The 22,509-nt window shown below is 56.2% G+C and carries 27 protein-coding genes, 1 tRNA gene and 1 other RNA gene; 15 read left to right on the top strand and 14 right to left on the bottom strand.

Annotation, left to right across the window (positions count from 1 at the left end):
- Positions 1-73: 73 nt before the first annotated feature.
- Positions 74-150 (bottom strand) — tRNA-Ile (locus tag EK369_RS01930).
- Positions 151-260: 110 nt separating this feature from the next.
- On the opposite strand from EK369_RS01930, the gene purM reads away from it, so the two are divergent.
- The 3 genes from purM to rnd all read left to right on the top strand — a co-directional run bounded on the left by purM (position 261) and on the right by rnd (position 3,147).
- A complete protein-coding gene (gene purM / locus EK369_RS01935; RefSeq protein WP_127111998.1) occupies positions 261-1,307 on the top strand; it encodes a phosphoribosylformylglycinamidine cyclo-ligase in 1,047 nt (348 codons plus the stop codon).
- Positions 1,304-1,897, top strand: a complete 594-nt coding sequence (gene purN, locus EK369_RS01940; protein WP_127111999.1) for a phosphoribosylglycinamide formyltransferase — start codon at positions 1,304-1,306, stop codon at positions 1,895-1,897. Before purM ends, purN begins: the two co-directional genes overlap by 4 nt.
- Before the next feature lie 92 nt (positions 1,898-1,989).
- Positions 1,990-3,147 (top strand): ribonuclease D, encoded by a 1,158-nt coding sequence (rnd, locus tag EK369_RS01945; protein ID WP_127112000.1) that lies wholly within the window; start codon positions 1,990-1,992, stop codon positions 3,145-3,147.
- Here the strand turns inward: rnd and EK369_RS01950 are convergent, their stop codons facing one another.
- Entirely contained in the window at positions 3,148-3,441 is a 294-nt protein-coding gene (locus EK369_RS01950; protein WP_127112001.1) for a hypothetical protein, read from the bottom strand.
- A 336-nt stretch (positions 3,442-3,777) separates the two neighbouring features.
- Here EK369_RS01950 and EK369_RS01955 point away from each other — a divergent pair, with 336 nt between their 5' ends.
- A complete protein-coding gene (locus EK369_RS01955) occupies positions 3,778-4,188 on the top strand; it encodes a SufE family protein (protein WP_127112002.1) in 411 nt (136 codons plus the stop codon).
- 59 nt (positions 4,189-4,247) lie between these two features.
- Here the strand turns inward: EK369_RS01955 and EK369_RS01960 are convergent, their stop codons facing one another.
- The 11 genes from EK369_RS01960 to EK369_RS02010 all read right to left on the bottom strand — a co-directional run bounded on the left by EK369_RS01960 (position 4,248) and on the right by EK369_RS02010 (position 12,205).
- On the bottom strand, positions 4,248-4,466 hold the full coding sequence (locus EK369_RS01960; RefSeq protein WP_127112003.1) for a ribbon-helix-helix domain-containing protein: 219 nt from the start codon (positions 4,464-4,466) through the stop codon (positions 4,248-4,250).
- Positions 4,463-4,636 carry a DUF4169 family protein gene (locus EK369_RS01965; RefSeq protein ID WP_127112004.1) on the bottom strand — a complete coding sequence of 58 codons (174 nt, stop codon included), beginning with the start codon at positions 4,634-4,636 and terminating at the stop codon, positions 4,463-4,465. Before EK369_RS01965 ends, EK369_RS01960 begins: the two co-directional genes overlap by 4 nt.
- A gap of 18 nt (positions 4,637-4,654) precedes the next feature.
- Entirely contained in the window at positions 4,655-5,263 is a 609-nt protein-coding gene (locus EK369_RS01970) for a protein-methionine-sulfoxide reductase heme-binding subunit MsrQ (RefSeq protein ID WP_127112005.1), read from the bottom strand.
- A gap of 117 nt (positions 5,264-5,380) precedes the next feature.
- Positions 5,381-6,775 (bottom strand): class II fumarate hydratase, encoded by a 1,395-nt coding sequence (fumC, locus tag EK369_RS01975; RefSeq protein ID WP_127112006.1) that lies wholly within the window; start codon positions 6,773-6,775, stop codon positions 5,381-5,383.
- A gap of 161 nt (positions 6,776-6,936) precedes the next feature.
- Positions 6,937-7,407: an SspB family protein gene (locus EK369_RS01980; RefSeq protein WP_127112007.1), complete on the bottom strand. Its 471-nt coding sequence runs from the start codon at positions 7,405-7,407 to the stop codon at positions 6,937-6,939.
- Positions 7,408-7,491: 84 nt separating this feature from the next.
- Complete coding sequence (gene chrA / locus EK369_RS01985) at positions 7,492-8,760, bottom strand: chromate efflux transporter (RefSeq protein WP_235871315.1); 1,269 nt, start codon at positions 8,758-8,760, stop codon at positions 7,492-7,494.
- Complete coding sequence (locus tag EK369_RS01990; protein ID WP_127112008.1) at positions 8,744-9,550, bottom strand: chromate resistance protein ChrB domain-containing protein; 807 nt, start codon at positions 9,548-9,550, stop codon at positions 8,744-8,746. Before EK369_RS01990 ends, chrA begins: the two co-directional genes overlap by 17 nt.
- 123 nt (positions 9,551-9,673) lie before the next feature.
- The gene (locus tag EK369_RS01995; RefSeq protein WP_235871316.1) at positions 9,674-10,138 is read right to left on the bottom strand and encodes an ester cyclase; all 465 of its coding nucleotides are present in this window, start codon (positions 10,136-10,138) and stop codon (positions 9,674-9,676) included.
- A gap of 35 nt (positions 10,139-10,173) precedes the next feature.
- Positions 10,174-10,526, bottom strand: a transfer-messenger RNA (tmRNA) gene (gene ssrA, locus EK369_RS02000).
- 446 nt (positions 10,527-10,972) lie between these two features.
- The gene (locus EK369_RS02005) at positions 10,973-11,458 is read right to left on the bottom strand and encodes a P-loop nucleotide/nucleoside kinase family protein (RefSeq protein WP_127112009.1); all 486 of its coding nucleotides are present in this window, start codon (positions 11,456-11,458) and stop codon (positions 10,973-10,975) included.
- A gap of 9 nt (positions 11,459-11,467) precedes the next feature.
- Entirely contained in the window at positions 11,468-12,205 is a 738-nt protein-coding gene (locus EK369_RS02010; RefSeq protein ID WP_127112010.1) for a FadR/GntR family transcriptional regulator, read from the bottom strand.
- Positions 12,206-12,314: 109 nt separating this feature from the next.
- Here EK369_RS02010 and EK369_RS02015 point away from each other — a divergent pair, with 109 nt between their 5' ends.
- From EK369_RS02015 to acuI, 5 genes are all read left to right on the top strand, one after another.
- Positions 12,315-13,052: a DUF2182 domain-containing protein gene (locus tag EK369_RS02015; RefSeq protein WP_127112496.1), complete on the top strand. Its 738-nt coding sequence runs from the start codon at positions 12,315-12,317 to the stop codon at positions 13,050-13,052.
- Positions 13,053-13,077: 25 nt separating this feature from the next.
- Positions 13,078-13,707, top strand: coding sequence for a DUF1326 domain-containing protein (locus EK369_RS02020; protein ID WP_127112011.1), 630 nt, complete (start codon positions 13,078-13,080; stop codon positions 13,705-13,707).
- Positions 13,708-13,730: 23 nt separating this feature from the next.
- A complete protein-coding gene (locus EK369_RS02025; protein WP_306461198.1) occupies positions 13,731-14,222 on the top strand; it encodes a DinB family protein in 492 nt (163 codons plus the stop codon).
- Positions 14,213-15,310, top strand: coding sequence for a dimethylsulfoniopropionate demethylase (locus EK369_RS02030; protein WP_127112013.1), 1,098 nt, complete (start codon positions 14,213-14,215; stop codon positions 15,308-15,310). The genes EK369_RS02025 and EK369_RS02030 overlap by 10 nt, the downstream gene beginning before the upstream one ends.
- Before the next feature lie 87 nt (positions 15,311-15,397).
- Complete coding sequence (gene acuI, locus EK369_RS02035; protein ID WP_127112014.1) at positions 15,398-16,390, top strand: acryloyl-CoA reductase; 993 nt, start codon at positions 15,398-15,400, stop codon at positions 16,388-16,390.
- 54 nt (positions 16,391-16,444) lie between these two features.
- On the opposite strand, the gene EK369_RS02040 is transcribed toward acuI, so the two are convergent.
- Positions 16,445-16,831, bottom strand: coding sequence for an SRPBCC family protein (locus tag EK369_RS02040; RefSeq protein ID WP_164726807.1), 387 nt, complete (start codon positions 16,829-16,831; stop codon positions 16,445-16,447).
- A gap of 166 nt (positions 16,832-16,997) precedes the next feature.
- Between EK369_RS02040 and EK369_RS02045 the strand changes: the two genes are divergently transcribed.
- The 6 genes from EK369_RS02045 (at position 16,998) to EK369_RS02070 (ending at position 22,501) form a co-directional block, all read left to right on the top strand.
- Positions 16,998-17,417 (top strand): HIT family protein, encoded by a 420-nt coding sequence (locus EK369_RS02045; RefSeq protein WP_438672150.1) that lies wholly within the window; start codon positions 16,998-17,000, stop codon positions 17,415-17,417.
- Positions 17,418-17,424: 7 nt separating this feature from the next.
- A complete protein-coding gene (locus EK369_RS02050) occupies positions 17,425-18,315 on the top strand; it encodes a DMT family transporter (RefSeq protein WP_127112016.1) in 891 nt (296 codons plus the stop codon).
- A gap of 71 nt (positions 18,316-18,386) precedes the next feature.
- Positions 18,387-19,610 (top strand): aminotransferase class V-fold PLP-dependent enzyme, encoded by a 1,224-nt coding sequence (locus EK369_RS02055; RefSeq protein WP_127112017.1) that lies wholly within the window; start codon positions 18,387-18,389, stop codon positions 19,608-19,610.
- A gap of 110 nt (positions 19,611-19,720) precedes the next feature.
- Positions 19,721-20,929, top strand: coding sequence for an SAM-dependent methyltransferase (locus tag EK369_RS02060; protein ID WP_127112498.1), 1,209 nt, complete (start codon positions 19,721-19,723; stop codon positions 20,927-20,929).
- Entirely contained in the window at positions 20,929-21,372 is a 444-nt protein-coding gene (locus EK369_RS02065) for a TrgA family protein (RefSeq protein ID WP_127112018.1), read from the top strand. Before EK369_RS02060 ends, EK369_RS02065 begins: the two co-directional genes overlap by 1 nt.
- Before the next feature lie 13 nt (positions 21,373-21,385).
- Positions 21,386-22,501 carry an NUDIX domain-containing protein gene (locus tag EK369_RS02070; protein WP_306461202.1) on the top strand — a complete coding sequence of 372 codons (1,116 nt, stop codon included), beginning with the start codon at positions 21,386-21,388 and terminating at the stop codon, positions 22,499-22,501.
- Positions 22,502-22,509 lie beyond the last annotated feature (8 nt).

The raw sequence follows: 22,509 nt of genomic DNA on the forward strand, positions 1-22,509 counted from the left end.
AAATCTTCCCACCTATGCCTAGTGGGAAAAAAGTTTCAAAAAGAGCAATAAATTCAGATAGATAGGATTTAGGTGGTAGGCCCGGCAGGACTTGAACCCGCAACCAAAGCGTTATGAGCGCTCTGCTCTAACCAATTGAGCTACAGGCCCACCCTTGATGGCCCTTTTGCTAACACAAGCCGCGCCCGCGTCAAGGCTAACCATTGTTTCCTTTGCGGGGATGGTCTAGTGCCTTCGCAAATCCTGAGACGGAGTTGGATATGAGCGACGGCAAGAACGGCATCACCTATGCGGATGCAGGTGTGGATATCGACGCGGGCAACGCATTGGTGGATCGAATCAAACCGGCGGCCAAGCGAACGACGCGACCGGGTGTGATGGCAGGGCTGGGCGGATTTGGAGCGCTGTTCGATTTAAAGGCTGCCGGATACGTCGATCCGATCCTTGTTGGTGCGACGGACGGCGTTGGCACAAAGCTGCGCATTGCCATTGACACAGGCAATGTGGATGGCGTGGGCATCGATCTTGTTGCGATGTGCGTGAATGACCTTGTGTGTCAGGGTGCCGAGCCGTTGTTCTTTCTTGATTACTTTGCCACCGGCAAGCTGGAAACCGAGCAAGCCGCGCGGATCATTGAAGGCATTGCCGAGGGCTGCGTGCAATCGGGCTGTGCGTTGATCGGTGGTGAGACCGCGGAGATGCCGGGCATGTATGAGGCCGGCGACTTTGATCTTGCTGGCTTCTCAGTTGGCGCGATGGAACGCGGTGCGGATCTGCCAGCCGATGTGACCGAAGGCGATGTGCTGCTCGGGCTGGCCTCGAGCGGCGTGCACTCGAATGGTTACAGCCTGGTGCGAAAGCTGGTTGAGATCTCAGGCCTTGGCTGGGACGACGATTGCCCCTGGGGTGATGGCACTTTGGGAGCTGCTTTGCTCGCGCCGACTCGCCTCTATGTAAAGCAATCCCTTGCTGCAGTGCGGGCAGGGGGCGTGCACGCGCTGGCTCATATCACCGGCGGTGGTTTGACCGAGAACCTGCCTCGAGTCTTGCCCGATGATTTGGGGGCGGATCTCGACCTGAATGCCTGGGATCTGCCGCCTGTGTTCCAATGGCTCGCCAAGACCGGCGATATGGCTGAGTCGGAGATGCTCAAGACCTTTAACTGTGGTGTGGGCATGATCCTGTCCGTGGCTGCGGACGAGGCCGACACCATCCAAGCCTTGTTGGCGAACGAAGGTGAGGTCGTCTACCGCATAGGCAGCGTGACCAAAGGCACGGGCGTGCGCTATTCGGGCACTCTTCTGTGACCAAACGCGTTGCCATCTTTATTTCCGGGGGCGGCTCGAACATGGTCAGCCTTGTGCAGGATATGCTGTCAGGGCATCACCCTGCTAAGCCTGTTCTCGTGCTGGCAAACAACGCAGAGGCCGGTGGCTTGAAGAAAGCCAAAGAGATGGGCGTGGAAACAGCCGTTGTCGACCATCGGCCCTTTGATGGGGATCGGCCAGCCTTTGAAGCGGCGCTGCAGGCGGAGCTGAACAATGTGCAGCCGGATATTCTGTGTCTTGCGGGATTCATGCGGGTTCTGACCGAGGGATTTGTTGCGCCTTGGGAAGGGCGTATGCTCAACATCCATCCGTCGCTTTTGCCTAAGTACAAAGGGCTGAACACACATGCTCGGGCATTAGAGGCTAAAGACGCAGAGCACGGCTGTACCGTACACCTCGTGACACCGGCCTTGGACGATGGCCCAATCCTTGGGCAGGCCAGGGTGCCAGTGTTACAAGACGATACGCCAGACTCGCTTGCCGCGAGGGTTCTGAAACTGGAACACAGGCTTTATCCGGCAGTTCTGCGCCGTTTTGCAGACGGGAATACCGCGCGTCTAGACCTCTGAGCGCAGGTCCTTTCGTCACATATTTGCATTCCCGACCGTTTCGCCGTAACCCGGTGTTTCGAGCAGGATATGAAAAGTTTAGACAGACCGTAATGAAAACTCTGAAAACCACCGAGGAACTGGCTGCCTTCTGTCAGATAGCCGCCAGCAAACCCTACGTCACCATTGATACCGAGTTCCTGCGCGAGCGTACGTATTACTCGAAGCTGTGCCTTGTTCAACTCGCCGTTCCCGATCACGATGGCGACGACGCGGTTTTGGTGGATCCGCTGGTGGATGGCCTGTCGCTGGAACCGCTTTATGAGCTGTTTCGGAACACGGATGTGGTCAAGGTGTTCCATGCTGCGCGGCAAGATCTGGAGATCTTTTTTGTCGAGGCCGGTGTGTTTCCCGAACCGCTTTTTGACACCCAGGTTGCAGCCATGGTCTGTGGCTTTGGCGATCAGGTGGGGTATGAGACCCTGGTGCGCAAGATCGCCCGCCAAGATCTGGACAAATCAAGCCGTTTCACTGATTGGTCGCGCCGACCGCTGACCGAAGCACAGCAGCGCTATGCGCTGGCCGATGTCACGCATTTGCGCAGGATTTACGAGTTTCTTGCCGACAAACTGGAAGAAACGGGCCGCGCACATTGGGTGAAAGAAGAGTTGCATGTTCTCACCCATGAAGACACCTACATCATCGAGCCTTCCGAAGCCTGGCGCCGCGTAAAAACCCGTACGACTACACCCAAATTCCTGTCGATCGTTCGGGAACTGGCACGTTTTCGCGAGGGCTATGCCCAGAGCCGCAATGTGCCACGCAACCGTGTGTACAAAGATGACGCGCTGATCGAATTGGCATCGACCAAGCCGCAATCCTTGCAAGACCTCGGACGCTCGCGTCTCTTGCTGAGAGAAGCCCGCAAGGGAGAGATTGCAGACGGTATTTTGAAAGCCGTGCAGTTGGGTCTTTCGTGTCCGCAGGATGAGATGCCACAAGCCGATAACGGTCGGGACAAGCAGAACGTGAACCCAGCTTTGGCGGACCTACTGCGGGTGCTTCTCAAGGCAAAAACAGAAAGTTCTGGAGTGGCTTCGAAACTCATTGCACCCGCTGCGGACCTTGACGCAATTGCATCGGGTCAGCGCGATGTTGCGGCCCTCAGTGGCTGGCGTCACGAAGTTTTTGGCGAAGATGCCTTGCGCCTGTGCAAAGGCGAAATTGCGCTGGCGGCCAAGGGAAAAAGCGTCAAAGTGGTGGAACTCTGATCAGCGGCGTGATTGGCGTGCGTTTTCAGCAGCCACGACCTTGATAGTTCTTACGCCGGAAAGCTGCTGTTCGGTAAGGCTGTGCGCCACCGTAACAGTACGCGTCTGGTCAGAGCCACCCCGCGATCCCCACGACGGATGCACGGCCAACAACTCGTAGGTCAGCACACCATTCTGAGGCACACCTTCGTTCAGTGGGCTTAGCTTGACCGCAAAAGCGCCCTGAACATAGGCAACGCCAGACGCGCGAATGATCGCTCCATCTGCGATGCGCTCTACTTTCAGTTCGGTCACTGATCGCACAGGAACGCCGGCGTATGTCGCCTCGGGACGGCGCATAAGTTGGTTCTGTTCTGGTATGAGCGGATTTGCTTCGCCAGCTGTGGCTTCAACGGCCACTTCTTCTGAACCGCCGAACCAATTGCGCGGGTTGAGTCGCGTACTGCACGCACTCAGAAGGATCGCCCCAACTGCAAGGCATATCACTAAGTTCCGCATTGGCTCATCCTCGTTTGCTTTTTTCTTCAATTAGCGGATTGCAGCCGCCTTGAAAAGCGTCAAGGCAGGGCTGGACCTTTTGTCGTCAGCGACTTAGGTGAAGAGCGTTACCGTAAGGAGAGTGTTCACGTCATGGCCAGCGCAGCATTCGAAGAGATCGTGGAAGATTTCGAGTTCATGGATGATTGGGAAGATCGCTATCGCCATGTGATCGATCTCGGCAAAGATATGGAACCGTTGGATGACGCGCTGAAAGTGCCTGCGACCAAGGTCGATGGCTGCGCCAGTCAGGTCTGGTTGCATCCCAGGATCGAAGGTGGTGTGTTTTCCTTTGACGGGGATAGCGACGCGATGATCGTGCGCGGATTGATCGCCGTGTTGCGGTGCCTGTACAATGGATTGTCCGTGGCGGATGTGGCTGCTGTGGATGCGCGGGCCGAGATGGAGCGTCTCGGAATGAACGAACATTTGTCGTCTCAACGGTCAAACGGATTGCGGGCTATGATCGAACGTATTCATTTAGTGGCGTCGGAAGCGCTCTAAGGGGCATAGACCCGTGCATAGCAGCATGGCGCGAAGGGATACATAGCTTGCCCGAGTAGTTATGGCGCGCGGCGGTAATGCCTCAAAACGAAAAGCCGGATGGCAGAAGCCAACCCGAGTTCCAATCCTCGATCTGCATCAATTTCGGCGGCTAAGACGTTGATTGGTTTGCCTTCTTTTTCTGAAATCTCACGAAACGCATGCCAAAAATCGTCCTCGAGTGACACGCTGGTGCGGTGGCCCTTCAATGTCAGTGACCGTTTGAGAGGTCGGCTCATTCGCGTTCTTTCCCGTCCAGATCCCTTTGGGCTTTTTCTGCTCGGGCACGCTCCAGCTCTTTTTGCGTTCTCGTGCGCCCGAACTTGACGGCGTTTTCATCCGCGCGAGCCTGCTTTTCTGACCGTGCCTTTTGCTTGCGGAATTTGTTGAGGTTGGTGACATTACTCATGACACCAACCTAAGCCCTTCAGGCACCAGTTTCCAGCGTCTTGCGTCTGGTAGCACGCAGGTACCAATACCAGATGCGATAGGCTTCAAGAGCCAGGAGAGGTCCAAAATGAATTATCGCAGGTGCGAGGCCTTTCCAGTCATGCAAAGCTGCCCAGTGCAATAGTGTGAGCGCCGCTGCGGGATAGGTCCATCGCTGCAGGGTTTTCCATGCAGGCCCCATCTTGTGCACGAAATGATCCATGCTGGTCACGGCCAGCGGGATAAAAATCGCGAATGCCAACCATCCGGTCCAGATGTAAAGTCTTGGCAGTTCGGCCAAAATGCGTTCGGCTGTACCTTTGTCGATCACGTAGAACACTGTGTGCAAAGCTGCATAGGCAAAGGCGGCAACACCAAAGTAACGGCGGTTCTTTTTCAACCACCTAGGCCCGCGCCATCCCTTGAACACAAGCATCAGCGGGGTCGCCATCACGGCAATGATCAGAAAACGGGCGGAAAACTCACCACTTGGGTGCAGAAGCTGATGATAGATATTCGGGGTTTCTGCAGAGACGAGCGCGTTGGCCATACCAAACGCAGGCAGCGCCAGAATGAGCCAGAGCCAATAGGGGGAAAAGCGAGACATATCAGTGACTTTCATCGTTCTTATATTGGTTTAACGGTCACCTCATGTCTTTCCGTCGCGAGCTCCAAAAAAAAGAGCGCCCAGGCGCTCTTTTTGCATTGGTGAACCAGGTTTGGATCAGTCCTTGGGGCCGATCATCTGCTCAGGTCGCACAACCTTGTCAAAAGTTTCCGCATCAACAAAACCCAGAGCGATGGCCTCTTCCTTGAGGGTGGTGCCATTCTTATGCGCAGTTTTTGCGACCTTGGTGGCATTGTCGTAGCCAATGGTTGGGGCCAAGGCCGTAACCAACATCAAAGATTCTTTCATCAACTTGTCGATACGCGGCTCATTGGCTTGAATGCCCAGAAGCATGCGTTCTGTAAAGCTGTCGGCCACATCGCCCAGCAGCTGGATCGACTGCAAGAGGTTGTAGGACATCATCGGATTGTAAACGTTCAATTCGAAATGACCCTGGCTACCGGCAAACGTCATGGCCGCGTTGTTGCCCATGACGTGTGCAGCCACCTGTGTCATCGCCTCGGCTTGAGTCGGATTTACCTTGCCAGGCATGATCGACGAGCCGGGTTCGTTTTCGGGCAGGATCAGCTCTCCGAGGCCCGAGCGCGGGCCAGAGCCAAGAAAGCGGATGTCGTTTGCAATCTTGTACATCGCACCCGCGACGGTCGCGAGGGCGCCCGACATAAACACCATCGCGTCGTGCGCGGCCAAAGACTCAAACTTGTTGGGGGCAGTGACAAAGGGCAGGCCAGTGATTTCCGCCATATTGGCCGCAACCGCTTCGCCCCAACCTTTTTGCGTGTTTAGACCGGTGCCAACAGCAGTGCCCCCTTGGGCCAACTCATAGATGCCGGGCAGGGCAGCCTCAACGCGGGAAATGCCCTGGCGGATCTGGTGGGCATAGCCGCCAAATTCCTGACCCAGGGTCAGCGGGGTTGCGTCCTGCGTGTGTGTACGGCCGATCTTGATGATGTCTTTGAATTCGTTCGACTTCTGCTCAAGGCCCTCGGCCAGTTTGGTAAGGCCGGGCATCAGCACGTCGCGCACCGACATCGCTGTGGCGATGTGCATGGCTGTCGGGAAGGTGTCGTTCGAAGACTGGCCCATGTTGCAGTGGTCATTGGGGTGCACGGGATCTTTGGAGCCAATCACGCCACCAAGTATCTCGATCGCACGGTTGGCGATGACCTCGTTGGAGTTCATGTTTGATTGCGTGCCGGACCCGGTTTGCCAGACCACGAGAGGGAAGTTGTCGTCAAACTTGCCTGCAACCACTTCGCTGGCGGCCTGAATGACCGCATCGGCGATATTGGAGTCCATTTTTCCTGTGGCTTTGTTTTGCATTGCACAGGCCTGTTTGATCACACCCAATGCACGCACTATGGCGATGGGCTGTTTTTCCCAGCCAATGGGGAAGTTCATGATCGATCGTTGGGTTTGCGCGCCCCAATACTTGTCAGACGGGACTTCCAGCGGGCCAAAGCTGTCGGTTTCGGTGCGGGTCTGGGTCATGTCGAAACTCCGTAACAATAGTTAGGCGTGTCTTACCCTAATCCCCGCAAAGTTCAATAAGTATACAATGGAATACCGTAAATTGCGCGACCATGCCGCGGCCAGCGTTGGTGCAAGCCCTAGTTCAGCTGAGCGTAGACGGCGTGAATTGATGCAGAGACCTAACGGCGGAAACTGTCGAGACTCACCACGTCAGCTTCTTTCTTGGGCTCTTCTTCCGGTTCGACCTCAGCAAGAGGGGCTTCTGCCTCATCCGATACGTCTTCGCCTTCTTCCTCATCCTGAGTTTCAAAGCGCAGCCCGAATTCAACGGACGGGTCCACAAAGGTCTTGATGGCGTCGTACGGGATGTAGAGCCTTTCGGGCGCGTCCCCGAAATTCAAGGTGACTTCAAAGCCTTTGTCAGTGACATGCAGGTTTTCGTACCAGTGCTGCATGACCACCGTCATTTCGCCTGGGTATCGATCCACCAACCAGTCAGCGATGTTCACCTCGGGGTGATGTGTATCGAAGGTGATGAAGAAATGGTGTTCGCCTGGCAGGCCGTTGGCTTCTACGTCATTTAGAACCTCTTGAATGAGGCTGCGCATGGCGCGATGCATCAGGTTTCCGTAGTCGATCGAGCGCTGCATGGACTTACCCTTGTTCACTTCCTCTCAACCATAGAAGATTCGCGGCGAAACAAAAGACATGACGGCAACTTTCGCTGCTGTTGTTTATGCCAGGATGATCCCGGCCAGAACAGCGGTGCCGGCAGTGGCGCACAATGTGGTGACAAGAGGCAAGCGCAGGGCTAGCAAGAGCACACAGCCCCAAACCGCTAACGCCCCGTTCAAGAGCTCTACACTGGCGATGTCAGGCAAAGCCACACCCATCACGTCGACCTGTCTTCTAAACAGAACCTGCAGTCCAAACCACAGGCCCAGATTGGCAATCACGCCGACCACAGCTGAAGAGATCAATCGCAAGGCGCCAGTCAATCGTGGGGCATGCAATATCCGTTCGACGTAGGGCGCGCCCGCAAAAATCCATAGAAAACAGGGGACAAATGTACACCAAAGCGTGACCAAACCGGCTGCTAGCGCAAGTCCAACACTGCCAGCCTGAAAGCCCGCGAGATGGCCGACAAACTGTGTGACGAGGATCAGGGGACCCGGCGTGGTTTCTGCTAGGCCAAGTGCATCCATCATCTGGGCGGTGGTCAGCCAACCATGGTCCTGTACAACCGCCTGAACCATGTACGCCAGAACGGCATAGGCGCCGCCAAATGTGACCACCGCAAGCTTGGAAAAGAACAACGCAATCTCGAGGAGAAAGCCGGCGTCGATGAGGAAAAGCACCGCAATGGGGACCATCCACAAAGCACCCCATATCGCGACGGTTACAAAAGTTTGAAACGGGCGTACGGTGATGGTGGGTGCTGGATCACTTCTGGTTGGGCTTGCCAATAATGCACCGGCAATGGCTGCAATGAGAATGACGGCCGGAAAGGGCAATACACCGGTAAACAATGCGATAAAAGCAAATCCGGCAGCCAGCCACGCAAATCGGTCGGTCAGGACTTTGCCAGCAAGACGGATCAGGGCCTGAAGCACCACTGCCAACACGGCAGCCTGAACGCCCACAAAGCCCGTTTGCACCAGAGTAATGTCTCCGAAAGCGACATAAAGCCCTGCCAAGACAGCTATGAGCAGTGCCCCAGGAAGGACAAAAAGCAAACCTCCGATCAGGCCGCCCAAGGTGCCGCGCAGCTTCCAGCCGGTGTAGGTCGCCAACTGCATGGCTTCGGGTCCCGGCAGCATCATGCAAAACGACAGCGCGCCCAGAAATTCTTTTTCCTCAAGCCAGGGGCGTTGTTCGACCAGTTCCCGGTGCATCAGGCTGATCTGTGCCGCTGGCCCGCCAAAGGACAACAGGCCAATGCGGCCGAAGACGCGAACGAGTTGCGACAGCGAGATTGGCTCCATCTTACTGCTCTTCGACATGCTCATGAACCTCATTGGCCCCATCTCGGGCCCAGCGATAAAGGGCATCATAAAGCGGTAAACCCGCAGTCAATTGCGCCTGATCTTCTTTGTAAAGTCTTGATAAGCCGACCGAAAGCGCCAAGAGGCCCGCGGCTTGTGGGACCTTGGTAAGGTGGTTGGTGTCGGCGGCACGCACGACCTCGGCCAGCCGCTCCAGAGGGTCGTGGGTCAGGCCAAAACCTGTGATGATCGCGTCAAAGCTGCATTGGTCAGCGACGTGGCCCCAAGGTGCGCCGGGGACGTCAAAGGCGGCGGCTTGAAATCGGTCCGCAACGTCCAGCACTTCGGCCGGTGGGACGAACAGGAACCGGGCTTTGGGATCGATGAAACGGCGGATGAGCCACGGACAGGCGATGCGGTCAACTTTTGGGCGGTGGCGCGTCACCCAAAGAGAGCCTTCGTCGGAAGGGGCAGGCAGGGCCGCCATGGGCGTGCACGGCAAGTCCGCATCTTGCCACGCGAGGATACCTCCGGACAGAACTTCGGCAGCAACTCCGTGGGCTCGCAGGAGCGCCGCAGCCCCATGGCTGAGTTTCTTGCCCTTGTGGCAGACCACAACGGCCTTTTGCTTACCAAGCTCAGGGGCGAGCAAGGCGATTTGAGTGTGGGCCACAAGACGCGCGGTTGGAACAACAAAGGGGTGGGTAGCAAGATCATCATCGATCCGCACATCCAAAATAGCAGGTGCGTCTGGTCCGCCAAGCTGGCGCATCAGGTTTGCAGGGGAAATCTCGTTCAAATACGGCACAAGGCATCCTTTCTGAAAAGGGTCAGTGGATGCGAACCTTGAGCCAAAGCCTCACGGGGTGGTCGCGTAACCCCATGGGACGAATGTGCCCAATCGTTTGTGTTCCGTCAATCGATTTGCAAACTAGGCGCCGATGCGCTGCCCTGTCAGGCAGAGTGCCAAGGATTGTTCCGGCAGCAGGCCAATTTGCTCAAAAAAGCTCATGAAATCAAAGCTGTTATAGGTTTCGACCATCTTGTCGCCATCAAAGCGCGCAAACAGCTGGCCTGTGCCCATCACAGGTTTGCCCGTCGCCGCATCAGTGACGCGCATGGAGTAAAGCGCAGAAGCCCAATCGCCATCCTCCATCACCATATCGAGCGAGACGGTGGGGTTCTCAACCATGTTCAGAAACATAGGCACCAGCTCGCGAAACTCATCCGGGCCCATCTGCATTTCCGGAATCACTCCGGCGGCTTGCGTATCCGGTGTAAACAGCTCATCAATTGCGTCCAGATCGCCGTTGATCCAGACCCTTTGATACCAATCTTCTAGCAACTGGCGTTTGTCCATGATGTCATCCCCTCGGTTCAGTGACCGTCGGAGCATGCCGGGCAGACGCGAAGATTCGGTTAATGCAGGAAAGTGCAGGCTTCTGTTGCCAGGTGCCTGCGAACCCCGCCTTAGGTCGCTAAACCCAAGGAGTTAGTTTCGGCGACATTTACAGCTTACGCTGCAACTGCCATTGCCGGAGCACGATTGTCATTTGCAATTGTACAGTTTTCGCCGATAACGGTGGCAGACAGCCGAAACAAAGCTAACCCCTTTAGACGTTCGTCGATCCTATTTCGTCCCCATGATCCCCAAATGAAGGATGTTTGGTGGAGACGCCGGGTACCGCCCCCGGGTCCGATCCGCTTATTACGAGCGCGTTTATGTCCATAGTTCCCGAGGGAACATGACAAATATAGGGGGTTCCTAGGGTGAGTTAAAGGGTGAATTTGCTTTTGCGATAGAGGAGTTAGTGTGTCGCAAGAACAGCTATTTATCCTGGGAAGTTAATGTTACCTTGCCCGAATAGATAGGTACGTTCCCTCGATTACACCATGCTGCAAGGTAAAGCGCGCCACCTTGCATCTCCACTCAGGAGACTTTTGCCGTACAGGTGGCAAAAAAACCAACCCAGCAAAACGCCAGACCCAAGCCCGGGCGGGCGCGGCAACGTGCGAGACTTTGTCTTCGCGGTCCATATGAAAACTTCGTTGCTCTTCGTAGACTGAGAAAAAGCGGGTTTTGCAGGTTTCACAACGTCCGCGTTGTATGGTTTTTTCGTCCCAAATGGGTAGGTTACGCCCGAGTTCAACAGAATCGACAATGACGTATGTCCCGGCTTCACAATTTGGGCAGGCAAGTGACTTGGGCACAGGGTGCCTCCTGACGTCCTTATGGATAAGACCTGATGATAAACCCCTCGGATGGATCTGGCGCAAGGAAATGCGCGGTAATCCAGTTGAATTGCTCATCCGTCACGGAAAAGGGATGGTCACCTGAAACGTTGCGGGCCTTTAGGCGAGCGCGGCAAACTTCGTCCGGCACATCGAGAAAATGCAGGAGGTGTTGGCACTTAGCACTCTTGACGATCTCTATCATCCACGCGCGTTGATCGGCAGTATTTGCAGCAAAATCCAGGACCACGTTTGTACCTGCCTGCAATAAGCTGACCACGTGGTTCGTCAGACCAGCCCGCAACCGTGCAGAGTTGCGGACATAGTCGCTGACATTCTTCATCTCGCCCTCATAGAGAGCTGCCAAAAGCGTGTCTTCGCTCAGAGCCACCGTATGAGGTGCAGAGGTCAATTCAGCGGCAAGCGTAGACTTGCCGGAAGCAATCTTGCCGCAGAGGATATGGAGGGTGGCTGAGGGTACCATTTCACGCTTTCAATCAGGTGCTTTGGCCGCGCGCGCGGCCATCGCCTGTTGCCCTAACTCCAAAGTGTAGGACGTCAGTTCGGCCAGCGCCGTGTCAGCCAATTCCGCAGTATGTGTCTCAATGGCGTCAGCAATCCGGGTGTGCAGGCCGACAATCATGTCGCGGTTGCGTTGGGTAAAGGTGATCATGTTCATCAAGGGCTGCATCGCTTCGACGGCACCGGCAAGCTGATAGGAGAGCACCGGGTTGTCCGCGCCATCCACCAGGGCCCGGTGAAAGGCCACGTCACTGTCGCAAAAGCTTTCATCTGAAAGGCCGGGTTGCGTCTGGCGGTGAATTTCCGCTCGCATGGTGGCCAGTTGATCCGGGGTGCGACGCTGTGCCGACAAGGGGGCGCAGGCGCGTTCCAGCGCAAAGCGGGCTTCGCAGGCTGTCTCAAAATCCACGGCGTTCATAGACAGAAGAAGCGTCGAAGTGGTGATGTGATTGGCATAGGCCTCTTCATAACTGAGCCGCCGCACAAATGCGCCACCTGTGGCACCCCGCTGGGTACGAATAAGATTCTGCGCTGCCAGTCGTTTAAGGGCCTCGCGGACGGTAGGGCGGGACACGTCGAATTGCTCACTCAGTTCACTCTCTGAGGGCAATCGTTCATCCACATCCATATCACCCGAGATGATGGAATCCCGGATGGCTTTGGCGATTTGGGCCGAGAGGTCGGCCTTGCTTTTTGGGTCAATTTTCATTTGTCTGACATTTATTGTTTGATCCAAGTTTAAATGTCTGACAATTTACATGCAAGAAATGAGTCGCCTCGAAAAGGACCTGCCGATGTTTGCGATGCGCATCAGATCCATGACCGGTCTTCACTGGCTTGCGCTGTTTGGTGCGATCCTGGGGGCATGGGGTGTGCTGTATATGATGTCGCTTCCGGCGGACCTGCGCGCCGCTGGGCGGATCTACGGCAAGGACTTCTGGGTGGCGCTTTGCACGGTGACACCTGATGCGGCGGGCTACCTGCGGGTTCTGTTCATGTGGGCGCTGATGTCTGCGGCGATGATGGCACCAACCGCGTTGCCCGCCTTTGCCACATATGACGACCTGGGGCATTCGACCGAGGGCACGAGGTTTTCGCATTTGGTCTTGGGGTACCTTCTCGTGTGGCTCGGGTTCTCGGTTCTGGCGGCGGGGGTGCAAATGGCCTTGTTCCGGCTGGAACTGGTCAGTGCCTTTGGAGACAGCCAGTCAGCGCTCTTGTCTACGGGCCTTTTGGCGGTTGCTGGGCTCTATCAGTTCTCGCCGGTCAAAGAAGCCTGCCTGAGCAAGTGCCGGATGCCGCTCACGTTTTTCATGCAGCATTGGGATGAAGGGCCTTGGAAGAATGGCATGCGCCTTGGACTTGTCTGTCTGGGATGCTGCTGGGCGTTGATGCTTTTGGCCTTTGTCGGGGGCGTGATGAACATCGCCTTCATGGGGCTCGCCACAATCATCATGGTTCTGGAAAAGCTCCCGGACATCGGGCGCTGGGTGACTAAGCCCTTGGGGCTCATTCTTTTGGCCGTTGCCGCTGGCATGGCTGTGACTGCAATTTGAGTATTTTGAAAACGGAGGAAATCTGATGGCTTTGGATCAAGTGGGCACAGTGCCCTGGACCATCAAAGGGGAGCTAATCCTCAACTGTAACTGCACCGTGTTTTGCCCGTGCGTCGTGAGCCTGGGTAAGCATCCGCCAACAGAGGGCCACTGTCAGGCCTGGGCTGGTGTGCGCATCGACGAAGGCCAATATGGTGACGAGGATCTCTCTGGCTTGAACGTCGGCCTGTTCCTGGAGATTCCCGGCAACATGGGTCGCGGTAACTGGAAGGCGGCGGCGTTTATCGACGACCGTGCCTCCGAGGCCGCCTATGAGGGTTTGGTCAACATTTTCAGCGGTGCCGCGCGCGGAACTACCGGTCTGTTTGGCCTGCTTGTCAGCGAGTTTCTTGGTGCTGAGCGTGAGGAAGTGATCTTTGAAACCGAAGGCAACGAACGTCGCCTGATGGTTGGTAAAAAGATTCAGGGTGCCGTTGTGCCGGTTGAGGGCAAAGGCGGCGAAGACATCGTCGTCACCAACACCGAATACTGGATGGGGCCGGACATCACCGTCGCGACCGCCACAAAAGGCAAGGTTCGTGCGTTTGGCCGGGTTTGGGATTTTGACGGTCGCTCAGCCGAAATCTGTCAGATCGACTGGAAGGGCCCACGCTGATGATCTCGGCTGGATACTGTCAGATGATGGCACGTTACAACGCGTGGCAGAACGGGCAGGTAAAGGCCGCGGCTGAAAGGCTGACCGAGGCTGATTTGCGCGCCGATCGTGGTGCGTTTTTCGGCGGGATCATGGGCACGCTGAACCATCTTTTGTGGGGCGATTTGTTGTGGATGTCCCGTTTTGATGGCGGCGCGGCGCCGCAGGAAACCATCAAGGCCAGCGTTGGATTGTGCCCAACGCTGGCCGTCTGGGGCGCGGAGCGGTTCCGTGCGGACGGGCGCATTCTGCAATGGGCCGAAAAGGTGCATGAGATTGATCTGACTGGCGACATCTCTTGGTTCTCAGGTGCGCAGAACCGGGATGTGACCATTCCAATGGCTCAGGCCGTCACCCATTTCTTTAACCACCAGACCCATCACCGCGGCCAAGTGCATGCCATGTTGACCGCGGTGGGTCAAAATCCGGGCGATACGGATCTCGCGTTCCTGCCCGAGGAGGCATCATGGCTGTAATCGTTCCCTCGCGCCGTGTGCGCAAAACCCCGTTCACACCCGGTGTCGAGGCGGCAGGGGTCAAGGCCTATACGGTCTACAACCACATGCTGTTGCCAGTCGTTTTTGAGAGCGTTGAAGCGGATGCCGCGCATCTGAAAGAGCATGTGCAGGTTTGGGATGTGGCGGTGGAGCGCCAGGTTTCGATCAAGGGGCCGGATGCCCTGCGGTTGATGAAGCTGATCAGCCCGCGCGATATGGATCGGATGCAGCCTGATCAGTGCTATTACGTACCGACAGTGGACCACAATGGCGGCATGCTGAACGATCCGGTGTCAATCAAACTGGCCGAGGACCATTTTTGGCTAAGCCTTGCTGACGGCGATGCCCTGCAGTTTGCCCTTGGGCTGGCGATTGCCAAGGGGTTTGATGTCGAGATTGTAGAACCCGATGTATCGCCACTGGCGGTGCAGGGTCCTAAGGCGGATGACCTGATGGCGCGGGTCTTTGGCGACGTGGTGCGGGACATCCGATTTTTCCGATACAAGCGGTTGGCGTTTCAGGACACTGAATTTGTCGTGGCGCGGTCGGGTTGGTCAAAGCAGGGCGGGTTCGAGATTTACGTTGAGGGTAGTGACTATGGCATGCTGCTTTGGGATGCCTTGTTTGCGGCGGGCGAAGACTTGAACGTGCGCGCGGGATGCCCGAACAACATCGAGCGGATCGAAAGCGGATTGTTGTCGTTCGGCTCTGACATGCGGCGCGAGAACACGCCGGTGGAATGCGGCCTGGGCAAATTCTGCAACAGCCCTGAGGAATACATCGGTCGGGCGGCCATTGAGGCCCAGCTGCGCGATGGCCCCCCAAGGCAAATTCGCGCGGTGGCGATCTCGGGTGATAGAATTCACAGCTGTAGCGAAGGTTGGCCGATGCTGGCGGATGGTAAACAGGTTGGGCTGGTGGCAAGTGCGGTTTGGTCGCCAGAGTTTCAGACGAACGTTGCCATCGGCATGGTGGATCGCAGCCATTGGGACGCAGGGACCGTGACCGAGATTGCGACGGAACATGGGATGCGCGAAGCGACTGTTCAGAAATCTTTCTGGCGGTAGCGTGAGCGGCGGGGGCAGGGTGCCTCCGGCGGGAGTATTTTTGGCAACACGAAGCCTGGTTTGGGATTTGGTGAAATGGAGAGAACTATGTTCAACGCTTTGGTGATGGAACAGAACGAAGACGGTTTGGCCGCGGCCAATCTGAAGCAGATCGATGAAGATGCATTGCCCGAAGGCAATGTAACTGTGGCGGTGGAGTATTCCACCGTGAACTACAAGGATGGTTTGTGCTTGTCGGCCAAAGGTGGCGGGCTGGTGCGCAAATACCCCCATGTGCCGGGAATTGATTTCGCAGGAACCGTCGAAGCCTCGGACGATGACCGATACAAGCCTGGCGACAAGGTTGTGCTGACCGGTTGGCGTGTGGGTGAGATGCATTGGGGTGGTTACGCCCAGAAGGCTCGGGTCAAGGCCGATTGGCTGGTGCCGCTGCCTACTGGTTTGACTACGAAACAGGCGATGGCCGTAGGCACCGCAGGATTTACCTCGATGCTGGCTGTCATGGCATTGGAAGACCACGGGCTGAAGCCGGGGCAGGGACCGGTGCTGGTCACAGGGGCCGCAGGCGGCGTTGGCTCGGTCGCGACGGCGATCCTGGCTAATCTGGGGTATGAGGTTGCCGGTGTAACCGGACGCCCGGAAAGCGGCGACTATCTGAAGTCTCTGGGGGCCACGTCCATAGTGCCACGTGAAGAACTGAACGAGACCACCAAGCGTCCACTGGAAGCAGAAACCTGGGCTGGGTGCGTTGACGCCGTCGGCGGTGACATGTTGGCGCGGGTGCTGGGGCAGATGAAGTATGGCGCGTCGGTTTCGTCTGTTGGGTTAGCGGGCGGCGCGGCGTTGCCAGCAACCGTGATTCCGTTTCTGCTGCGGGGCGTCAACCTATTGGGCATCGACTCGGTTATGCAACCTTATGCAAACCGACTGCGTGCCTGGGAACGGATCGCCAAGGATTTGCCCATGGACAAGTTGGAAGCGATGGTCCACTCGGCGACTTTGTCGGATTTACCACAATTAGGGGCCGACATCCTGAAGGGCCAAGTACAGGGTCGAGCGGTAGTCGACGTCAACGCCTGACTGGACCAAAAGCCGAAACACTCCCCAAAGCGGGCAACCGCTTCGGGGAGGTCACTACAAGATGGCAGACAGTCCCGAGACGTAGCTGTCCCAGCCAAGATCATGGTTGGTGAGGCTTTCTTGCGATGTGAAGCCCTCGTGTAGTATGTCGAGCCGTGTGTCTTCTCCATCAGGATGGAAACAGACCATTATCCACGTCTCTTCGTCTGCCCCATTCCATCGCCAAGAGTAACGCAAGCGTTGCTCTGGCCGAACTTCGCTGAACGTGCCTTCGCAATCGGCAGTATTGTTTTCTGGCGTCATGAAGAGTTGATAGCGTCCACCAACCCGAGGCTCGACGTTCATGCGGATTGCAGGGGGGATCACGGTCTGCGAGGAAACCCAGGCGGCGTAGACCGTGGCGACCGGGGCCGGGATTTTATAGGATTTGCGGATTTTCAATTTGGCGCCTTTGATCGGGATTTTGGGGTAGGTATGAGTTTAGCAGGCCATCCGGGTTGGGCCAAATTTCGCGCAGCAAAAAAAGAGTAGGCCCTGTGCTTTAGACCTCTGTCAGACCCTAAACTGATGCGATAGGGTCTTGGGGAAGTTGAATGAGGGCGCGCTGATGACCTATGACAGTGATAACATTTTCGCAAAGATTCTGAGGGGCGAAATCCCGTGTGAGAAGCTTTATGAAGATGAAGAGACTTTTGTTTTTATGGACATCATGCCGCGCGCGGATGGGCATTGTTTGGTCATCCCTAAAACCCCGTGTCGCAACATGCTGGATGCCTCGGTAGAGCAGTTGGCTGCCTGCCTGAACACAGTGCAAAAGATCAGCCACGCTTGCATGGATGCTTTTGACGCGCAAGGGATCACTTTGCAGCAATTCAACGAACCAGCAGGTGGCCAAGAGGTTTACCACCTGCATTTCCATATCCTTCCGCGTCACGAGGGCCTAAAACTGCGCCCTCCAGGGCAAATGGCGGACTTCGCTGTGTTGAAGCAACAGGCGGATAAAATTCGCAAGGCGCTCGCGAGGTAGACCCCAAATGCGATTTAATCCTCCCTCGGCCGGTTTTGCTTCGGTCGCTGTATTTGTGTCCGCCTCGGCCTGGGGGCTGTACTGGATTCCACTGCGTGCGCTGGACGAACAAGGCGTGGGAGGCAGCTGGGCCGTCGCCCTGCTGAACGCCCCTGCAGCGCTGGTGCTTGCAGTCATTGTTCTTTTCCAGTTACAGGCACATCGCGGACATATGCGCGATGCAGCAGCCATCGGGCTGGCGACAGGTCTTGGTCTCGCGTTGTATGGAATTGGAATTGCACACACGACTGTCATGCGGGCAACGCTGTTGTTCTATCTCACGCCCGTTTGGGCGACGCTGATCGGCATAGTCTGGCTGGAGGAAAAGGCTGGGGTGTTGCGCTGGGTGGCAATCGGCATTGGGCTAGTGGGCCTGCTTTTGCTAGTGTCAGGTGGCGACGGATCTACTTCATTGGGGATCGGGGATGTCTTTGCCTTTTTCTCCGGCGTCGCTTGGGCCATTGGGGCCTCCATGATCAAGAAATACGAAGGCGTGCCCCTGGCTGGCATGACGATGTTCCAGTTCACTGCGACCACCTTTTTTGGCTTGCTATTAGGGGCAGTGGCTGGCGTGCTGCATGTTCCGGATCAAGGGGCTTTGCTAGCGGCCTTGCCTTATGGCGCGTCGATCTCGATCCTGTTGATAATTCCGGCAGTGATTGTGCTGTTCTGGGCGCAAAAATTCCTGTTTCCGGGGCGAGTGGGGTTGTTGATGATGTCCGAAGTTTTGGTTGCCGGAATTACGGCCAGCCTATTCTTGCCACATGAACGGATGAATGGTGTGGAATGGGCTGGGGCGGCGTTGATTCTTAGTGCCTGTCTGGTTGAAGTTCTTCTGACACCATCGGAACAGACCTAGAGGCCGGAATCACCTTGCAAGCGCGCAATCTCTGACGCAACCTGCGCGAAAATGTGACTTCTGGAGCCAACATGCAGCTTGATATCGATTTTGTCCGCAGTCAGTTTCCGGCCTTTGCGGAGCCGTCTCTTGAGGGTCAGGCGTTTTTTGAAAACGCAGGTGGTTCGTATACGTGTCAGCCGGTGATCGACCGCCTCACGCGGTTCTATCACCAGCGCAAGGTACAGCCCTATGGACCCTACGCGGCGTCGCAACTCGGCGGAGCTGAAATGGACGAGGCGCGGGTGCGATTGGCCGCAATTCTTGGTGTGGAGACGGATGAGCTGAGCTTCGGCCCCTCGACCACGCAGAACACCTATGTGTTGGCTCAGGCCTTTCGCCAGTGGATGAAACCGGGCGATGCGATCATTGTGACCAATCAGGATCATGAAGCCAACACAGGCCCATGGCGGCGTCTGGCCGAGGCAGGCGTTGAAGTGCGAGAGTGGCAAATTGATCCTGAGAGCGGGCATCTTGATCTGGAAAAGCTTGAAGATCTGCTGGATGATGACGTGCGACTGGTTTGCTTTCCGCATTGCTCAAACGTTGTCGGTGAGATCAACCCTGTTGCCGAGATTTCGGCCCGCGCGCATGCCGCAGGGGCCTTTGTCTGCGTTGATGGCGTGAGCTATGCGCCGCATGGATTGCCTGACGTCGGCGCGATGGGGGCGGATATCTATCTGTTTTCAAGCTATAAAACTTACGGGCCTCATCAGGGCATTATGGTAATCCGCCGGGCCTTGGGGCGCATGCTGCCCAATCAAGCGCACTATTTTAACGCGGACACGCTTTACAAACGCTTCACCCCGGCCGGTCCCGATCACGCACAAGTTGCGGCCAGTGCCGGCATGGCAGATTACATAGATGCACTGGCCGCCCACCATGGCGTGGGGGAGGATACGCCCGGCGGGCGTGGCGAAGCAGTGCACGACCTGATGCGAGCACACGAGCAGCGATTGCTGCAGCCGCTTCTTGATTGGGCAGCTAGTCGGAACTCAGTGCGGCTGTTGGGCCCTGAGACTGCGGAAAACCGTGCACCGACAGTGGCTCTGGCATGCGAAAAACCAGGCTATGCGCTTGCAGAGGCTTTGGGCGAGCATGGGATTATGGCCGGAGGTGGCGACTTTTATGCGGTGCGCGCATTGGAAGCACAGGGTGTAGACCTTGACAAAGGCGTCCTGCGTCTCAGCTTTGTGCACTACACCTCTCAAGTCGAGATGGATCAGCTTCTGAACGCGCTGGAAGCCGTGTTGTAGGTCGATTTCCAGTGGTTTTGCCGTATTCTGCGGCGCGGCAACAGAAAATCTTGCCCAAACCGAATTAGTCGGATTAGCATCACGAGGACCAACCGCGGGGGAGAATGCGGATGATCCTGACAACCACTAATGGGCAGACGGGGCTGCCTCGGTATTTTGCACGGGTTTTTGACATTGCGAGGCGGATCAACCGTGGTCGCATTGATTTTGTTCTGAATGATGGCCGCACTTTCCGCGCCGAAGGTGCGCTTCCTGGTCCCGTAAGCGAAGTGTCAATCCACAATATAGATACTTTTGCTCGGCTGGTCCGGGAAGGAGATCTTGGATTTTGCGATGCCTACATCGAAGGCTGGTGGAGCACGCCTGATCTGCAAGCGTTTCTGGATTTCCTGCGATCGGACAACGACGTTTTGTATGATGGGTTTCCGGGTATGACGTTTGTGCGTGTCTATGAACGCATGCGCCACTGGATGAACCGAAACACACGAGAACAGGCCAAAAAGAACATCAGCTACCACTATGATCTTGGCAATGATTTCTATGGGTTGTGGCTCGACGATACGATGACATATTCGTCAGCTCTGTTTCGCACAGGACAAGAAAGCCTGGAGGCCGCCCAGACCCAAAAATATGCTTCGATGGTGGATCAAATGGGAGCTGAACCAGGGGATCACGTGCTGGAGATCGGTTGCGGCTGGGGCGGCTTTGCAGAATATGCCGCGAAAGAGCGAGGGTTGAACGTGACCTGCCTGACGATCAGTCAGGAACAGATCAACTATGCGAGGGAACGTATTGAAAAGGCAGGTCTTTCCGACAGGGTAACATTCAAGCTTCAGGATTACCGCGACGAGACCGGCGAGTACGATGGTATTGCCAGCATCGAGATGTTTGAGGCGGTGGGCGAAAAGTACTGGCCTGCCTATTTTGATACCGTGCGTGAGAGGCTGAAACCCGGAAAGAATGCGACCCTTCAGATCATCACCTTGGCCGAAGAACGTTTTGAGTCCTATCGAAAAGGTGTCGACTTTATTCAAAAATACATCTTCCCTGGCGGTATGTTGCCCAGCCCCGGCGCGCTGCGCAGCGAAGTACAAAGGGCTGGGATGGAATTTCTGTCGTCGCTGGAATTCGGGGAAAGTTACAGCCAAACCCTGCGGCGGTGGCACGATACCTTCAACGATAAGTGGAACGACGTGCAGACGCTGGGGTTTGATGATCGATTTCGCCGCATGTGGAATTTCTATCTCACCTCTTGCGCCGCCGCGTTTCACAGCGGAAACTGCGACGTAACACAGATCACAATACGCAGGCCCGGCTGATGCCCACAGGATCGAAACTCATTGGCGCCCTTTGCCTTGGCATTTTGGGCGCGCTTGTCGCTGAACTGACCAAGCCGCAATTTCCCGAGGGTACGCCCTTTGGCTACTACACCTTTGTGTGCGGCGGTTTTGGGTTGCTGATCGGTTGGCGTGTTTTGGGCGCACGTGCAACTGGCAAAGGGCTCACAGATTCGATCAATAACGGCATCACTGCAGTGGTGGCCCAAGTGCTGGTGACACTCTTTGCACTGTCGTCCTATGAGATGATTGCTCAGTCCATGCGCTATCGCTATAGCGACCTGACAGAGGCGCTTCGAGGTGTAATCGAGATTGGTGGTGGATACGCCTTGCATCTTTTGAGTACGCAGGTTCTTACCACATTGGTTATTGGCGCTGTGCTGTCCGGAGTAATTGCCGATTTTGCCTATCGGCATTGGAGATAAGCTTTTGAAATCGTTGTTTTTCTATGGCACATTGCGGCACGTGCCATTGCTATCTCTGGTGCTGGGCCGCTCAGCTCAGACTTTGGATGTTTCCGAAGCGACACTTGCGGATCACCAGGTATTTTGGGCCAAGGATCAGGCCTTTCCGATGATCGTCAGAGGTGAGGGGACTGCCAAAGGCGTTTTGGTTGCCGGGTTGTCTGATGAAGATATTGCACGGTTGAACTACTATGAAGGTGGGTTCGACTACTCCCTAGAGAAGGTCGTGGTTTCTGTTTCCAACGAAGATTTTGAGACCGAAGTGTACTACCCGGAGCCCGGCCGGTGGCAGATTGGTAACCCTTGGTCTTTGCGCGATTGGGTGGCGCGTTGGGGCGAGATGACTCTTCATGCTGCTGAAGAGGTGATGGGGTATTACGGGGCTCGAAGTGCCCAGGAAGTTGCCCGTATGTTCCCCATGATCCGGGCAAGGGCCACAGCACGCGTGAATGCACGTGTGCGCAATCACGCCTATTCTCCCGGTGGCTTTACGGACAAGGATGTGAGCATCCAAAAGGTGGTGCGGCCCTACGCAAATTTCTTCTCACTGGAAGAGTACGACCTGTCCTTTCGACGTTACGATGGCGGGCAAAGCGACATGGTCTTGCGCGCAGTTTTCAAGGCCACAGATGCCGTCATCGTGCTGCCGTATGACCCGGTTAGGGATCGGGTTTTGTTGATTGAGCAGTTCCGTCCAGGGCCTTTGGCGCGAGGAGACCAGCTACCTTGGCAGCTGGAACCCATCGCCGGGAGGGTGGATGCCGGAGAAACAGCCGAAGAAACCGCGCATCGTGAAGCCTTGGAAGAGGCGGGGCTAACACTGGAGGCGCTGCATGAGGTGGCGCATTGTTACAGCAGCCCCGGGTGTTCTACGGAATACTACGATATTTACGTTGGCACATGTGATTTGCCGGATGATGTGACGGGCGTTTCTGGCGTTAAAGAGGAAGCCGAGGACATAAGGTCCTATCTTTTCAGCTTTGACGAGTTGATGCAGATGGTGGACCGGATGCAGGCCGTGAACGCACCCCTGGTACTGGCGGGATTATGGCTCGCACGACATCGTGAGCGGTTGCGCGCGGGCGCTTGAGTTCCCGC

This window comes from Shimia sediminis, assembly GCF_003990645.1.
Classification (GTDB): Bacteria; Pseudomonadota; Alphaproteobacteria; order Rhodobacterales; family Rhodobacteraceae; genus Shimia; species Shimia sediminis.